General features: G+C 60.9%; 14 protein-coding genes. 13 read left to right on the plus strand and 1 reads right to left on the minus strand.

Annotated features, from left to right (window positions below; all coding sequences use genetic code 11):
• Positions 1-10 precede the first annotated feature (10 nt).
• The 9 genes from dxr to lpxB all read left to right on the plus strand — a co-directional run bounded on the left by dxr (position 11) and on the right by lpxB (position 9,111).
• The gene (gene dxr / locus CBB63_RS10610; RefSeq protein WP_286699112.1) at positions 11-1,183 is read left to right on the plus strand and encodes a 1-deoxy-D-xylulose-5-phosphate reductoisomerase; all 1,173 of its coding nucleotides are present in this window, start codon (positions 11-13) and stop codon (positions 1,181-1,183) included.
• 4 nt (positions 1,184-1,187) lie between these two features.
• The gene (gene rseP / locus CBB63_RS10615) at positions 1,188-2,540 is read left to right on the plus strand and encodes an RIP metalloprotease RseP (protein ID WP_286699113.1); all 1,353 of its coding nucleotides are present in this window, start codon (positions 1,188-1,190) and stop codon (positions 2,538-2,540) included.
• Positions 2,541-2,660: 120 nt separating this feature from the next.
• Complete coding sequence (locus CBB63_RS10620; RefSeq protein ID WP_005853414.1) at positions 2,661-2,783, plus strand: hypothetical protein; 123 nt, start codon at positions 2,661-2,663, stop codon at positions 2,781-2,783.
• 250 nt (positions 2,784-3,033) lie between these two features.
• Positions 3,034-5,304, plus strand: a complete 2,271-nt coding sequence (bamA, locus tag CBB63_RS10625) for an outer membrane protein assembly factor BamA (RefSeq protein ID WP_286699114.1) — start codon at positions 3,034-3,036, stop codon at positions 5,302-5,304.
• A 7-nt stretch (positions 5,305-5,311) separates the two neighbouring features.
• Positions 5,312-5,863: an OmpH/Skp family outer membrane protein gene (locus tag CBB63_RS10630; RefSeq protein WP_286699115.1), complete on the plus strand. Its 552-nt coding sequence runs from the start codon at positions 5,312-5,314 to the stop codon at positions 5,861-5,863.
• A 68-nt stretch (positions 5,864-5,931) separates the two neighbouring features.
• Entirely contained in the window at positions 5,932-6,390 is a 459-nt protein-coding gene (gene fabZ / locus CBB63_RS10635; RefSeq protein ID WP_286699116.1) for a 3-hydroxyacyl-ACP dehydratase FabZ, read from the plus strand.
• The gene (lpxA, locus tag CBB63_RS10640) at positions 6,390-7,172 is read left to right on the plus strand and encodes an acyl-ACP--UDP-N-acetylglucosamine O-acyltransferase (RefSeq protein ID WP_286699117.1); all 783 of its coding nucleotides are present in this window, start codon (positions 6,390-6,392) and stop codon (positions 7,170-7,172) included. Before fabZ ends, lpxA begins: the two co-directional genes overlap by 1 nt.
• A complete protein-coding gene (locus CBB63_RS10645; protein ID WP_286699118.1) occupies positions 7,172-7,963 on the plus strand; it encodes an LpxI family protein in 792 nt (263 codons plus the stop codon). Before lpxA ends, CBB63_RS10645 begins: the two co-directional genes overlap by 1 nt.
• A complete protein-coding gene (lpxB, locus tag CBB63_RS10650; RefSeq protein ID WP_286699119.1) occupies positions 7,960-9,111 on the plus strand; it encodes a lipid-A-disaccharide synthase in 1,152 nt (383 codons plus the stop codon). The genes CBB63_RS10645 and lpxB overlap by 4 nt, the downstream gene beginning before the upstream one ends.
• A gap of 148 nt (positions 9,112-9,259) precedes the next feature.
• Here the strand turns inward: lpxB and mnmA are convergent, their stop codons facing one another.
• Complete coding sequence (mnmA, locus tag CBB63_RS10655) at positions 9,260-10,402, minus strand: tRNA 2-thiouridine(34) synthase MnmA (RefSeq protein WP_286699120.1); 1,143 nt, start codon at positions 10,400-10,402, stop codon at positions 9,260-9,262.
• 168 nt (positions 10,403-10,570) lie between these two features.
• Here mnmA and sciP point away from each other — a divergent pair, with 168 nt between their 5' ends.
• The 4 genes from sciP (at position 10,571) to recG (ending at position 15,959) form a co-directional block, all read left to right on the plus strand.
• The gene (gene sciP / locus CBB63_RS10660; protein ID WP_286699121.1) at positions 10,571-10,849 is read left to right on the plus strand and encodes a CtrA inhibitor SciP; all 279 of its coding nucleotides are present in this window, start codon (positions 10,571-10,573) and stop codon (positions 10,847-10,849) included.
• A gap of 97 nt (positions 10,850-10,946) precedes the next feature.
• A complete protein-coding gene (gene ctrA, locus CBB63_RS10665; protein WP_286699122.1) occupies positions 10,947-11,666 on the plus strand; it encodes a response regulator transcription factor CtrA in 720 nt (239 codons plus the stop codon).
• Positions 11,667-11,751: 85 nt separating this feature from the next.
• A complete protein-coding gene (gene ligA, locus CBB63_RS10670) occupies positions 11,752-13,872 on the plus strand; it encodes an NAD-dependent DNA ligase LigA (RefSeq protein WP_286699123.1) in 2,121 nt (706 codons plus the stop codon).
• Positions 13,869-15,959 (plus strand): ATP-dependent DNA helicase RecG, encoded by a 2,091-nt coding sequence (gene recG / locus CBB63_RS10675; protein WP_286699124.1) that lies wholly within the window; start codon positions 13,869-13,871, stop codon positions 15,957-15,959. The genes ligA and recG overlap by 4 nt, the downstream gene beginning before the upstream one ends.
• The last annotated feature ends 9 nt before the right edge of the window (positions 15,960-15,968 follow it).

The following is a 15,968-nucleotide window of genomic DNA, read 5'->3' on the forward strand; positions in this document are numbered from 1 at the left end:
TCTTCACCCCATGAAGAAAGTCAGTATTTTCGGGGCCACGGGCTCTATCGGGCAGAACACCATTGATCTGATCGCGCGCGCACCCGACGCCTATGACGTCGTCGCGCTGACCGGTGCCAGCAATATCGCGCAGCTGGCCGAAGATGCGCAGCGGTTGAACGCGCAGCTTGCCGTCACGGCCCATGAGCATCTGCTAGACGACCTGCGCGACGCGCTTTCGGGCACGGGGGTAGAGGCCGCCGCCGGACCCCAGGCCATCAACGAGGCCGCCGCACGCCCTGCCGATTGGGTCATGTCAGCCATCATCGGGGCCGCGGGTCTGGCACCGGGGGTGGAGGCGTTGAAGCAAGGCGCGACGCTAGCCCTTGCCAATAAAGAGTCGCTGGTCTGCGCTGGTAAGCTGATGCTGGACACCGCCGTGGCACATGGGGCCACCATGCTGCCGGTCGATAGCGAGCATTCCGCCGTGTTTCAGGCCCTGATCGGCGAGGATATCTCGGCGGTGGAACGGATCATCATCACCGCCAGCGGCGGGGCGTTTCGCGATTGGCCGCTCGAAAAGCTCGCCGATGCCACGCTAGAGCAGGCGTCGAGCCATCCGAACTGGGACATGGGTCAGCGCATCACTATCGATAGTGCGTCGATGTTCAACAAGGCGATGGAAGTCATTGAAACGCGTGAATATTTTCGCGTGGACCCCAGCCAGATCGAAGTGTTGGTGCATCCGCAATCGATGATCCATGCGCTGGTAGGGTTCAGCGATGGTGCCTTGATGGCGCATATCGGCCCGCCTGACATGCGCCACGCCATCGGCTTTGCCCTGCATCACCCCAACCGAACGCATTTGCCGGTAGAGCGGCTGGATCTGGCAAAGATCGGGAGTTTTGACTTCCGCGCCCCCGATGACATCCGTTGGCCCGCCCTGCGCCTCGCGCGCGAGGTGATGGCGCGTGGTGGCATGGCCGGTGCGGTGTTCAACGCCGCCAAAGAGGTCGCGCTGGACGGGTTTATCGGCGGCAAGCTGCGCTTTCCCCAGATGGCAGAGATCGTCGAAGACACGATGGAAGCGCTTTTCCCTGACAATGGGGTGATCGATGCGGCCATCACACTTGATAACGTCGCACAGGTGGACCATCTGGCAAGGCAGGCCGCATGGGCCGCAATAACAAAGAGGGCAGGGTAGAGTTTTGGATATTATGGCATTGATCCCGCAGTTTGGCGGGCTGATCTGGACGCTTCTGGCTTTTGTGATTGCCCTGTCGGTGATCGTCGCGATCCATGAATACGGTCATTATATCGTCGGACGCTGGTCCGGCATCCATGCCGATGTCTTCTCTCTCGGGTTTGGCCCTGTAATCTACAGCCGCTTCGACAAACGCGGCACCAAGTGGCAGATCGCCGCGCTGCCCTTTGGCGGCTACGTGAAATTCGCGGGCGATGCGGATGCGGCCTCGGGCAAGGATGTGGCCGCGATGGAAGCGGCCGAGGCAGACCCCAAGCGGTTGCGTGCCACCATGCACGGTGCGCCGCTTTGGGCGCGTGCCGCCACCGTCGCTGCGGGGCCGGTGTTCAACTTTGTCCTGTCCATTCTGGTCTTCGCGGCAATCGGCCTGTCGGTCGGCGTGCCGCGTGACCCGATGACCGTCGGGGAATTGCACCCGCTGCCGTTTGAACAGAATGAACTGGTGGAAGGGGACGAGATCGTCTCTATCGGCGGGGTGACCCTGCCGCCGGTGTCCGATGCCACCGCCTATGCCGACGCCTTCGCCAGCATCCCGCTGGACCAGCCGCTGCCCTATGAGGTGAACCGTGGCGGGGAGGTCGTGTCCGTGGATGGGCCTTACGTCATGCCATCGCTGGTCAAGCAGGTGATGCCGCAATCNGCGGCCTATGAGGCCGGTCTGAAAAGCGGCGATGTGATCACCGCGGTTGACGGGGCAGAGATNTTCGCCTTCCGCCAGTTGAAGACCGCTGTTGAAGCGTCTGAAGGCACACCGCTTGAACTTGATATCTGGCGCGACGGGGAAACGCTGGACATCACCCTGCGCCCCAAAGTGACGGACGAACCGCAGCCAGACGGCAGCTTCANGTCGCAGATGCGCATTGGCATCGTGGGCGGCACCGCCTTTGACACCGCCACGACGAACCCTGGCGTNCTGACAGCGCTCTGGGGTGGGGTAGAGAACACAGGCCGGATCATCAGCGGGTCGCTGTCGGGTCTCAAGCATATGATCGTCGGCAATATCAGCACCTGTAACCTGAGCGGTCCGGTGGGGATCGCGCAAACCTCTGGCGCGATGGCGTCGCAGGGCGCGCAAAGCTTCATCTATTTTATCGCGGTGCTGTCGACGGCGGTCGGTCTGCTGAACCTCTTCCCGATTCCGGCGCTGGATGGCGGGCATCTGGTGTTCTACGCCTATGAAGCNGTGACCGGCAAACCACCCAGCGATGGCGCGTTGCGCATNCTGATGACCATTGGTCTGACCTTGGTACTGGGGTTAATGGTCTTTGCCTTGGGTAACGATTTATTCTGCCCTTAGGCGATATTTTGCCGCCTAAAGGGGGGTAAAAAGTTACAAAAGTCTTATTGCTGCCTTAATTGGTCAAACGAGCGCCGCAATCGCCTGCGATATTCGATNCAAGTTACAAAGGATACGAGTATGCAGACGTTCAAGACAAGTTATCGCGGTTTGAGCCTTTTGGTTGATCTGAACTGGGACCGCGCTTTGTACTTCGGCTTCCTGATCATCGCGCTGACCGCCGGCGCGTGGATCGGCGCNTAACGCCGNTCTCTCTCCCTANCCANGTGCCCTCCCGCACTCTATCGTGATCCAACTGGCCGNCATACACNCTATATAGGTGTATGGCGGTCTCTTCGTTTTGACAAAGGCCGCTAACCTGTCTAGTCAGGACGAAAGAGTTTTTTGACAGCGGGTAGGGCAAATGATGCACAACGACAGGTGGAATAAGCCCACCGAAACAGCGGTTTTCACTCCTTTTGCGAAATCCTTGCGCAGCGCTTCTTTTTGCGTAATGTTATCAGTCGCTTGGCTGGTNCCAGCGCCACATGCTGACGCGCAAAGCTATCAGTTCAANACAGTTCAGATCGACGGCAACGAACGGATCGGCGACAGCGCCATTCTAAGCCGCGCAGGAATCGCGCGTGGTCGGGCGATCAGCGCGGGCGAATTGAACGATGCTTACCAGAACCTTCAGGCGTCCGGCCTGTTTGAAAGCGTCGCNCTTGAACCGCGCGGCGGGACATTGGTGATCACGGTCGTAGAATTNCCCACGATCAACCGCATCAGCTTTGAAGGCAACGCGCGCATCGACGACGAAGCGCTGGCNTCGGTCGTTGATTCAGACGAACGCCGCGTCTTCAACCCGACCCAAGCCGAAAAAGACGCCAATGCCATCGCGCAGGCCTATAGCAATGACGGCCGTATCGCCGCCCGCGTCCAGCCCAAGGTCATCCGCCGCGACCAGAACCGTGTTGATCTGGTGTTTGAAGTCTTCGAAGGCGACAACGTCGAGATTGAACGCCTGAGCTTTGTCGGCAACCGCCAATATTCGGACCGTCGTCTGCGCCGCGTGCTGGGAACCAAGCAAGCGGGGCTGTTCCGCCGGCTGATCAAACGCGACACCTTTGTGCCCGAACGCATCGAGGCCGACCAGCAGATGCTGCGCGATTTCTACCTGTCGCGCGGCTATGTCGACATGCGCATTTCGGCGGCGAACGCTCAGCTGACCGAAGAACGCGACGGCTATTTNGTGCAGTTCAACGTGCAAGAGGGGCAACAGTTCAAGTTCGGCGAACTGACCGTGACCTCGACCATCAACGGGGTGAACGCTGAAGATTATCGTGGCGTNATCAAGACCAANTCCGGNGCCGTCTATTCGCCGTCGCTGGTCGAGACGGATATCGCCCGGATGGAACGCAAAGCCATCCGTGACGGCGTAGACTTTCTGCGGGTCGAACCGGTNGTCACGCGCAATGATCGCGACCTGACGCTGAACGTCGAATATCGNATCTCTCGTGGTCCACGTGTNTTTGTCGAACGGATCGACATCGAAGGNAACACCACCACGCTTGACCGCGTTGTGCGCCGCCAGTTCGACAGCGTAGAGGGTGACCCGTTCAACCCGCGCGAGATCCGTGAAAGCGCCGAGCGTATCCGCGCCCTTGGTTATTTTGAAAGCGCCGAAGTCAACGCCCGCGAGGGGTCTTCCCCCGAGCAGGTCGTCGTTGACGTGAATGTTGTGGAACAGCCGACAGGCTCGCTCAACTTCGGTGGGTCGTTCTCGTCCAGTGACGGGATCGGCGTCGCGGTCAGCTTNGCCGAGGATAACTTCCTGGGACGCGGCCANAAGCTCAAGCTGACGGTCAGCACGGCTGAANATGCACAGCGCTATGGCTTCAACTTTATCGAGCCGAGCCTCTTGGGGCGTGATGTGGCGTTCGGCCTGAACCTCGATTATGCCGAAACAAGCTCGTCCTATAATTCCTTCGATACCAAACGTATCGTTTTCCAGCCGACCCTGTCGTTCCCNGTCAGCGANAACGGGCGGNTGAGCCTCAACTATACCTATGACGANCTNGAGATGTCAGAGCGNGNCGATACCACAACNGGTTTCGTCGTCGCAAATGACATTGCCGCGGGCCGTCAGGTGACCTCTTCGATCGGGTATAANTACAGCTACGACACCCGTCGCGCCGGCCTTGACCCNACATCGGGTGTGCTGCTGCAATTCGGGCAGGATTTCGCAGGTCTAGGGGGNGACACCAANTTCGTGAAAACCACCGCCAAAGCCATCGGTGAAAAGCGTATCTTCAACGAGGAAGTCACCCTGCGTGCCACCTTGCAAGGTGGGGCATTGGCATGGAGCGAGGGCAACAACCGCGTTTCCGACCGCTTCTTGATCGGCNCNTCGATCATGCGCGGCTTTGAAACCGGCGGCATCGGCCCGCGCGATCAAAGCAACNGCTCTGACGACTCCCTTGGGGGTAACCTCTTTGTGGTTGGTAGTCTTGAGGCGGAATTCCCGCTGGGNCTGCCCGAAGAATACGGCATCAGCGGCGGCGTCTTCTATGATGTCGGCAACGTCTGGAACCTNGACGATGTAGNGATCCCCNCGGGCTCGTCTATCGTTGGTGAATCCGGTTCGTTCCGCCACGTGATCGGTGTCTCGCTCTTCTGGGATACGCCTGTTGGTCCCTTGCAGTTCAACGTCTCTAAAGCCTTGAAAAAAGAGGACTANGACCAAGAACAGAAGTTCGAAGTGACCCTGCGGACCGATTTCTGAGGCCGTTATGAAACTGCGGGCACTCTTGATTTGCCTTCTGCCGGTACTGCCCCTNGCGGCGGTGCCGGTTTTTGCACAACAGCAGTCTGAACGGCGGGTNGTGCAAAGCCCGATCCTGACGATCGATTCAGATCGTGTGTTCAANGAAAGCGCCTTTGGTCTGCGGGTGGCGGATGACGTGGAAACCCAAAGCGCTGAAATNTCTGCCGAAAACCGCCTGATCGAAGCGGATTTGAAGGCCGAGGAGCGCAAGCTCACCGATCAGCGCAGCAAGCTCAGTCCCGATGCCTTTAGCGGGCTGGCGGATGCCTTTGACGAAAAGGTGCAGAAAACCCGCGCGGCGCAAGCGGCAAAGGGNCGNGCGNTGAACGANTTGGTCGAGAANGANCGCCAGGTGTTTCTGGCCGCTGCGGGCCCTGTGTTGGAACAGATGATGCGTGAAGCCGGGGCGGCCGTGATCCTTGAACGTCGGTCGGTCTTCGTCAGCGCCAATGCCATCGACATCACCGACGAAGCCATNGANCGGCTTGANGCGTCGGTCGGCAGCGGCAAGAACTGATCCCCCCGCTTGCCCATGGCGGCCAGAATTGGTAGCCAGCATACAGCTTTTAACAGACAGGACATGCAATGACTGACACCCTGCCAAGTGCCGATATCCAGATGATCCAGCGGATCATTCCGCACCGCTATCCCTTTTTGCTGGTCGATAAAGTGGTCGATATCCAGGGCACGCAAAGCGCTGTCGGGATCAAGAATGTCACGATGAACGAACCGCATTTTCAGGGGCATTTNCCCGGCATGCCGATTATGCCCGGCGTCACCATCGTAGAGGCGATGGCGCAGACCGCTGCGGTGATGGTTGGTGTCACGCTGGAAATGGCGGATAAGGACATGAAGGTCTATTTCATGGCCATCGATAAATGCAAATTCCGCCGCAAGGTCGTTCCCGGTGACGTCGTCCGGATGGAGCTGAACACCCTGCGCGGCAAACCCGGCGGCAAAGTCTGGAAATTCGGCGGCGTCGCNTCGGTCGAGGGTGAAATGGCGGCCGAGGTTGANTTCACTGCGATGATGGACCTGTCCTGATGGGCAACATCCACCCAAGCGCCGTGATCGAGGAAGGGGCGCAGATCGCGGCCTCTGCCCAGGTCGGCCCGTTCTGCGTCATCGGCCCTCGGGTCGTGCTGCATGACAACGTTGAGGTGAAGTCCCACGCCATCGTCACCGGCGACACCGAAGTCGGCGAAGGTACGGTGATCTTTTCCTTCGCGGTGATCGGTGAAATCCCCCAAGACCTTAAGTTCAAAGGGGAATCCAGCCGCCTCGAAATCGGCAAACGCAACCGTATCCGCGAACATGTCACCATGAACGGCGGCACCGAAGGCGGTGGCGGCGTGACCAGGATTGGCGATGACGGGCTGTTTATGGCGGGCTGTCACATCGCCCATGATTCGATCCTTGGCGATCGGGTGATTGTGGTGAACAACGCCGCCGTCGCGGGCCACTGCATCATTGAAGACGATGTCCTGATCGGCGGGCTGGCCGGTATCCACCAGTTCGTGCGTATCGGTCGCGGGGCCATTATCGGCGCTGTGACGATGGTGACGAATGACGTGATCCCCTACGGTCTGGTGCAAGCGCCCCGTGGGGTCTTGGACGGGCTTAACCTTGTCGGGCTCAAGCGACGTGGTGTCACCCGCGCCGACATCACGGCCCTTCGCGCGGCGTTCCAGATGCTGGCGCAGGGCGAGGGAACCTTCCACGACCGCGCCCGCCGTTTGGGCGAGGAAACCGGCAGCGACTACGTCCGCGAGATCGTCGATTTCGTGCTGGCCGACACGGGCCGTCACTTTCTGACACCGGGTTGATGCTGGCGCTGATCGCAGGGGGCGGCGGACTGCCTCAACGGGTGGCCGGCGCGCTGGCCGATGCGCCTTTGATCTGCGCCTACGAGGGGACGACACCTGTCGGGCTGGTGCCGGATCTGGTGTTCCGACTTGAGACGCTTGGCACTTTGCTGGCCGAGCTGACCGCGCGCGACGTGACGGAGGTGTGTTTCTGCGGTGCCGTGGCACGCCCGTCCTTCGATCCGTCCAAGCTGGATGCGGCAACGCTGCCCTTGGTGCCGGTGTTCCAGCAAGCCCTTGCCGCGGGGGACGACGGTGCCTTGCGCGCCTTGGTCGATATTTTCCAGACAGCAGGGCTGACCGTCGTTGCCGCGCATGACCTCGCGCCGGACTTGATGGCGCGCGAAGGCGTGCTTAGCCAGCGTCAGCCGGATGCGCAGATGCGCGATGACGCCGCGCGTGGTGCCGCCCTGGTGCGCTGCCTTGCGCCGATGGATGTGGGGCAATGCTGCGTCGTCGGGCAGGGGCAGGTCATGGGGATCGAGGCGATTGGCGGCACGGACCACTTGCTGTCGACCCTGCCTGATCGTGTCCGCTCGGCCAGCGCGGTGCTGTTTAAAGGTCCGAAACCCGGCCAAAGCCATCTTGTCGATATGCCCACCATCGGGCCGGACACCCTGCGCCGCGCCCACGAGGCAGGGCTGGCGGGTGTTGTGATCGAGGCGGGGTCCGTCATTCTTCTGGAGCCAGACGCCTGCGTCGCCTTGGCGGATGAACTAGACCTCGTGCTATGGGCAAGGGCCGCGACATGAAGGTGTTCATCATTGCGGGCGAACCTTCGGGCGACCGTTTGGGGGGGGCGCTGATGGCAGGGCTGAAATCCCTGCGCTCCGACATCACCTTTGACGGCATCGGCGGGACGGATATGGCGGCCGAGGGGCTGAGCAGCCGCTTTGATATGTCCGAACTCTCTGTCATGGGCATCGCCGAGATCCTGCCGAAATACAAATCCCTGATGGCGCGGATCAACGAGACGGCGCAGGCCGTGATTGACGCCAAGCCCGATGTGATGATCACCATCGACAGCCCCGATTTCTCGCTCCGCGTGGCCAAGCGGGTCAAGGCGGCGTCGGATATTCGCACGGTGCATTACGTCGCGCCCACGGTCTGGGCCTGGCGTCCCGGGCGCGCGAAAAAGATGGCGCGGTATATCGATCACGTGCTTGCACTTTTCCCCTTCGAGCCGCCCTTGATGGAGGCCGAGGGCATGGCCTGCGATTTCGTCGGCCATCCCGTGGTCGGAGAGAAGATCGCCACACACCGCGAAGCCGCTGCCTTTCGTCAAGCCCATGAGATCGGGGATGCCCCCCTGATGCTCGTCCTGCCCGGATCTCGGCGGTCAGAGGTGGCGCGGCTTTCGGATGTGTTCGGCGATGCGGTGGCCCGTTTTGCCCGGACCCATCCGGATCTGCGCGTGGTCATTCCCGCCGCTGGTCCTGTCGCAGATGCGGTGATTGCGCAGACCCAAGGCTGGACGGTGCGCCCTATCGTGCTGGACCCGCGTGCGGGCAGCAGGGAGGAAGGTGCCGCGATGAAACGGGCGGCGTTTGCCGCCGCGGACGTGGCACTTGCGGCCTCTGGCACCGTCTCGCTGGAACTGGCCGCCGCATCGCTGCCGATGGTGATCGCCTACCGGATGAACTGGCTCAGCTTCCGTCTGATCAAGGCGATGGCGCTGATTGATACGGTGACTTTGGTGAACCTTGTGTCCGACACACGCGTCGTGCCGGAGTTTCTGGGCCCCGATTGCACCGCCGATAAGATCGCTGGCGGTTTGGCACATGTCTTTGCGCATCCCGAGGATCAGAAAGACGCGATGGCGCTGACGATGCAGCGGCTCGGCAAGGGGGGAGAGAGCCCGGGTCTGCGCGCGGCGCGGGCGGTATTGGCCAAGCTATAGGTCTAGAGACTGGCTATAGTGTAAAATGAGGGGCGCTGCCGCTCAAACTCACGACCCNATATGAGGGGCGCTGNCCCTCAAACTCACGGCGCCATATGAGGGGCGCTGCCCCTCAAACTCCCCGGGATTTTAAACCATTTGGAAGGGGTTAGCCTTTGTGGATCCAGCCNCCGCCGAANATGCGGGTGCTTTCGGGGTCGTAGAAGACGCAGGCNTGNCCCGGCGANATCCCTTCCTCNGGGGTNAGCAGCTCTACCGTGGCTTCGGTATCCGAGATCGGANGCAGGATCGCGTCTGTCGGAGGGCGGGTAGAGCGTACGCGCACAGCAATGGGCCATTCGCTTTGCGACATGAGCGGGGTGTCACCNAGCCAGTTAATCTCTTTCACGGGCACAGTACGGGTGGCCAGCATNGATTTCGGCCCNACGACGACCTGCGCATTATCCGCATCAAGTTTCACCACATAGAGCGGGTCGGCCAAGCCGCCGATGCCAAGGCCACGGCGCTGCCCGATGGTGTAGTTGATCACCCCGTCATGCTGGGCCAGCACATTGCCGTCGGTGTCGACGATATTGCCGGGGTTGGCGGCTTCGGGGCGCAGTTTGCGGATCACCGAGGCGTAGTCGCCATTCGGAACAAAGCAGATATCCTGACTGTCGGGCTTGTCCGCCACGCTCAGCCCGTATTTCGCCGCCAGCGCCCGCGTGTCGTTTTTTGACGGCAGGTGGCCAAGGGGGAAACGNAGATAGTCCAACTGTTCGNGCGTGGTCGAGAACAGAAAGTAGCTTTGATCGCGATTGGCATCGGCGGCGCAATGCAGTTCGGCCCCGTCGAGGCCCATCTTGCGCTGGATATAGTGACCGGTCGCCATGCAATCGGCATCCAGATCCTTGGCNGTTTCCAGCAGATCCTTGAACTTCACCCGTTCGTTNCAGCGGATGCAGGGCACGGGCGTGGCCCCGCCCAGATAGCTATCGGCGAATTCGTCAATCACGGCGTCCTTGAACACGTTTTCATAATCCAAAACGTAATGCGGGAACCCCATGGATTCCGCGACACGCCGCGCATCATGGATATCGATGCCCGCACAGCAGGCCCCTTTGCGCGCCAGTGCCGCACCGTGGTCGTANAGCTGCAGGGTGACGCCGACGACGTCATAGCCTTCCTCGGCCAGCATGGCGGCGACCACGGAACTGTCGACACCGCCCGACATCGCCACAACGACGCGGGTGTCGGCAGGTGCTTTGGCAAAGCCCAACGAATTGAGCGGNGGGGTGCGATCAAGCGGCATGAGAATACTCCGGGAGGTTTGAGGCTTAATATAGGAAAATTAGCGGTACTCTCAAGGGGCGACTTCACGGGTCGTTAACATGCGGCGACCTAGCCTGCACCGGATCAAGAACGGGCCGTGAACAGTGGGCGCGCGTCTTATGTGTAAAGGGTGAAAAGGGGAAAACGAGTGTATTTGAAAAAGGTCGAACGACCCAGGGCGGTGACCTTGCCCGACGGGTCCAGCTTTAGCCTTGCGGATCTGCCGGATCGCAATACCCGCCGGTGGGTCGCATCGCGCAAGGCTGCGGTGGTCCGCGGCGTGTTATACGGGCTGATCACTGAGGCGGAAGCGGAAGAACGCTATGGTGTGGGGCGGGCNGAATTTGTCGAATGGGTGCGCGCTGTCTCTGAACATGGGGAGGCGGCTTTGNGGGCCACAGCGCTACAAAAGTATAGACAACTTTAAGTTGCTCGCCTAACAAGTTGAGCACTATTAACGAGTGGTTAAACTATTTTGTTCACGGTGCCTTTTATACCAAATCCATTTGAGCGGAGTGAGACACATGCGAATTTTGTTGGTCGAAGATGACCCAACCACCTCNAAAAGCATCGAACTGATGCTGACCCATGCCAANCTGAACACCTATACCACCGATCTGGGGGAAGAGGGCATCGATCTGGCAAAGCTCTATGACTACGATCTGATCCTGCTGGATCTGGATCTGCCGGATATGAACGGGCATGACGTNTTGCGNCAATTACGGCTGAGCAAGATCCAGACGCCGATCCTNATCCTCTCCGGCTCNGACGACACAGAAAACAAGATCAAGGGGTTCGGCTTTGGCGCCGATGANTATNTGACCAAACCCTTCCACCGCGAAGAACTGGTGGCGCGNATCCATGCGATCATCCGGCGGTCCAAGGGCCATTCGCAATCGGTGATCAACGTCGGGCGCGTGTCGGTCAATCTGGACGCCAAGTCGGTGACGGTGGGGGATAAGCCCGTGCATCTGACCGGCAAGGAATACCAGATGTTCGAACTGCTGAGCCTGCGCAAAGGGTCGACNCTGACGAAAGAGATGTTNCTGAACCATCTTTACGGCGGCATGGATGAACCCGAGCTCAAGATTATCGATGTTTTCATNTGCAAATTGCGTAAAAAGCTTAGCAATGCCACGGGCGGCGAGAATTACATCGAGACGGTCTGGGGCAGGGGCTATGTGCTGCGTGATCCGGCCACCATGGGCTACCCCGAACAGGAAAGATTGGCCGTCGGCGGCTAGCCACAAAGGNNAGGGAAATATTCTAGACGCGGGGGAGTTCCCTGCGTATCTAGACCCCAGTTGAAACAGCAGGCTGGGGCTTACCGTGACTGATAAAACCGCACTTCAGGAGCTTTCCGANGAGGAGGCCAAAGCCGAATTGGCGCGGTTGGCTGACCTGTTGGGGCGGGCGAATGCGGCCTATCACACGCAGGACGCGCCNGACCTNTCNGACGCGGAATATGATCGCCTGAAACGNCGCAATCAGGCNATCGAGGAACGGTTNCCCNGCCTCAAACGCGCTGACAGCCCCAGCGACAAGGTCGGNGCCGCNCCGGCGGAAGGGTTCGGCAAGGTNCGGCATGACGTGGCGATGCTGTCCTTGGGCAATGCGTTCGAGGATGAGGATGTTGTCGATTTCGATGCGCGCATCCGCAAATATCTGGGGCTGCCAAGCGGCACGCCGCTGGCCTTCACCGCAGAGCCCAAGATTGACGGGCTGTCGCTGTCGCTGCGCTATGAAAACGGGGAACTGGTACAGGCCGCGACCCGTGGGGATGGTGCCGTCGGGGAAAACGTCACCGCCAATGCGCGCACGATTGATACCATTCCGACGCGGATCNAGGGCGCACCGGCGCTGCTTGAGGTNCGCGGCGAAGTCTANATGCGCCACNACGANTTTGATGCGCTGAATGCCCGNCAGACGGCCAACGGGGGCAAGACCTTTGCCAATCCGCGCAACGCCGCCGCCGGATCCTTGCGCCAGCTGGATGCCGAGATTACCCGCGCACGGCCGCTGGCATTTTTCGCCTATGCCTGGGGGGCCTTGTCCGCGCCGCTGGCCGACACGCAGTTTCANGCGATAGAGCGGCTGAGCGCATTCGGGTTTGACACCAACCCGCTGACGACGCTCTGCGATGGTCCGCAAGAGATGATCGCGCATTACCGCAAGATCGAAGAGCAACGCGCGACGCTTGGCTATGACATCGACGGCGTCGTCTACAAGGTGAACGATCTGGCGTTGCAAGACCGGCTTGGCTTTCGCTCCACCACCCCCCGTTGGGCAATTGCGCATAAATTCCCTGCGGAACTGGCCTGGACCCGGCTGGAGGATATCACCATTCAGGTCGGCCGCACCGGCGCGCTATCGCCGGTAGCGCGGTTGAAGCCGGTGACCGTGGGCGGCGTCGTTGTCTCGAATGCGACGCTCCATAACGAGGATTATATCAAAGGGCTCGACAGTAAGGGGGCCAGTATCCGCGACGGCAAGGATATCCGCGTCGGCGACTGGGTGCAGGTCTACCGTGCGGGGGACGTGATCCCCAAGATCGCGGATGTGGACCTTGGCAAGCGACCCGAGGACGCTAGAGCCTATGTCTATCCAACGACCTGCCCGGAATGTGGCAGCGATGCCATCCGCGAGGAAGGTGATGCGGTGCGTCGCTGTACGGGTGGTTTGATCTGCCCTGCCCAAGCCGTTGAAAAGCTGAAACATTTCGTATCACGCGCGGCTTTTGATATTGACGGTCTGGGCGCGAAACAGGTCGAACAATTCTATGCCGATGGCTGGATCGCGGAACCGGCGGATATCTTCACGCTCAAGGCGCGCTATGGCAGCGGCATGCAGCAGCTCAAGAACCGCGAAGGCTGGGGCGAGAAATCTGCCGATAAACTGTTTCAGGCCATTGAGGATAAACGCAAAATCCCCCTGTCGCGGCTGATTTTTGCGCTTGGCATCCGCCATGTTGGCGAAGCGGCGTCGAACCTGATCGCGCAGCATTACGGCAGCTGGACCGCGTTCGAGGCTGCGATGGGGCATGCAAAATCCGGGGATGGCCCCGCCTGGGACGATCTGATCGGAGTGGACGGCGTCGGTCAGGTCATGGCGCAAAGCCTGGTAAGCACCTTTGCCCAAGAGGCCGAGCGTGCCTCGATCGACCGGCTGGTAACGGAACTGTCGGTGCAGGATGTGGCGCGCCCCGATACCGAAGGGTCCCCCGTGGCGGGAAAAACCGTGGTCTTCACCGGCACGCTTGAAAAAATGACCCGCGCCGAGGCGAAGGCGCGCGCCGAACGTTTGGGGGCCAAGGTCTCTGGCTCGGTCAGTGCGAAAACCGATATTCTGGTCGCGGGGCCGGGGGCTGGCTCCAAGGCCAAGAAAGCGGCGGATCTGGGCATTCAGACATTGGACGAGGACGGCTGGCTTGCGCTGATCGACGGCGCATGACCGGCCGGCCCGAGGCGCTTTTCCCCCTCTTTGCCAAGCTCGAAACGTTGGAAGGGGTCGGGCCGAAGACCGCGCAGAACTTTGCCCAGCTTGGGGTGATGGCCCCGCGGGACCTGTTGTTTACGTTGCCGTATTCCGGCATCGACCGACGGCTGCAGCCCAGTGTCAAGGATGCGATCCTGCCCGCCACTGTCACCGTAGCGGTCACCGTTGGCGCGCATCGGGCCCCTGCAAACAAGGGCGGGGCCTACCGTATTCATGTCGAAGACAGCGCCACCGCCTTTCAACTGGTCTTCTTTCACGCGCGCGGGGATTACTGGAAACGACAGATGCCCGAAGGGTCACGGCGCGTGGTGTCGGGGCGGGTAGAGCTTTTTGACGGCATCCCCCAGATGGTGCACCCGGATTTCGTCGTGCCCGAGGCCGAGGCGGGCGATATTCCGACGTTTGAACCGGTCTATCCGCTGACCAGCGGGATCACGCAAAAGCTGATGTATAAGGCCACGCGGGCCGCATTGTCGCGGGTGCCAGAGGTCGGCGAATGGATTGATCCCAATCAGAAAAACCAAGAGAACTGGCCAGACTTTCCAGATGCGCTGCAACAGGCGCATGCCCCGAACGACATGGCTGACCTTTCTGCCGCGGCACCAGCGCGGGCGCGGCTGGCCTATGATGAATTGCTCGCCCATCAACTGACGCTTGCCCTTGCGCGCGCCAAGGACCGGCGGAAGGCGGGGCGCAAGACGGTTGGGGATGGCCACCTGCAGCAGCGCGTGCTTGGCGCATTGCCCTACGCGCCCACCGGTGCACAGACCCGTGCTATCGCCGAGATTNCAAAGGACATGGCCAGCGGGGCGCGCATGAACCGCTTGCTGCAGGGGGATGTGGGCGCGGGCAAAACGCTGGTCGCCTTCATGGCATTGTTGCGGGCGGTCGAGGCAGGCGGGCAGGGCGTGCTGATGGCCCCGACAGAAATCCTNGCGCGACAACATCTTGAAGGCTTGCGCCCCCTGGCCGAACAGGCGGGTGTGGTGCTTGANCTCTTGACCGGACGCGACAANGGGCCCGAACGGCGCGCCAAGCTGAGCGCGCTGGAAAGCGGCGCGATCCAGATCCTTGTGGGCACNCATGCGGTGTTTCAGGCCGATGTCGCCTTTGGCGATCTGCGNCTTGCGGTGGTGGATGAACAGCACCGNTTTGGGGTGCGCCAGCGGCTTGAGCTTGGCAAAAAGGGGCAGGCCGTCGATGTTTTGGTCATGACCGCGACGCCGATCCCGCGGTCGCTGGCCCTCGCGCAATATGGCGATATGGACGTGTCTGTGCTGGATGAAAAGCCGCCCGGGCGCAAACCCATCCGCACCGCCCTGATTGCCACCGACCGGATGGAGGAGGTCGTAACCCGCTTGCGCGCCGCCATCAGCGAAGGGCGGCAATGCTATTGGGTGTGCCCGCTGGTCGAAGAAAGCGAGGTCAGCGATCTGATCGCCGCAGANGCGCGGTTCAAACACCTGCGTGCGGCATTGGGCGAAGGCGTGGTNGGGCTGGTNCATGGGCAGATGCCGCCNGCCGANAANGACGCGGCCATGCGTGCCTTTCAGCAAGGGCAGACCAAGNTGNTGGTCGCNACCACGGTGATCGAGGTGGGCGTCGANGTGCCGAACGCCAGCATCATCGTGATCGAGCGCGCCGAAAGTTTCGGNCTGGCACAGTTGCACCAGCTGCGCGGGCGCGTGGGACGGGGGCAGGCGGCCTCTACCTGCTTGCTGATGTATCAAGCCCCGCTCAGCGAAAGCGGCCGCCAACGGCTGGAGGTTTTGCGCGAAAGCGAGGATGGTTTTGTGATCGCCGAGACGGACCTGAAGATGCGCGGGACCGGTGATCTGATTGGCACGGCGCAATCTGGCGTTCCGCGGTTTCGGGTGGCGGATCTGGAGAAACAGGCGGGTTTGATGCAGGTCGCCCAATCGGATGCGCGCGCCTTGCTGGCTGTGGACCCAGATCTGGCCACCCCGCGCGGCAAAGCCGCACGGTTGCTTTTGTGGCTGATGCGCCAGGACGAGGCGATCCGTTTGATATCAGTAGGTTAGAGAATTAAT

Source organism: Sulfitobacter sp. TMED3 (assembly GCF_002167505.1).
In the GTDB taxonomy this organism is placed as follows: Bacteria; Pseudomonadota; Alphaproteobacteria; order Rhodobacterales; family Rhodobacteraceae; genus Sulfitobacter; species Sulfitobacter pontiacus.

Bases quoted from the DNA above. Each gene is read 5' to 3' on its own strand.
- dxr (WP_286699112.1), top strand. From the start codon at position 11: ATGAAGAAAGTCAGTATTTTCGGGGCCACGGGCTCTATCGGGCAGAAC.
- lpxA (WP_286699117.1), top strand. From the start codon at position 6,390: ATGGGCAACATCCACCCAAGCGCCGTGATCGAGGAAGGGGCGCAGATC.
- CBB63_RS10645 (WP_286699118.1), top strand. From the start codon at position 7,172: ATGCTGGCGCTGATCGCAGGGGGCGGCGGACTGCCTCAACGGGTGGCC.
- lpxB (WP_286699119.1), top strand. From the start codon at position 7,960: ATGAAGGTGTTCATCATTGCGGGCGAACCTTCGGGCGACCGTTTGGGG.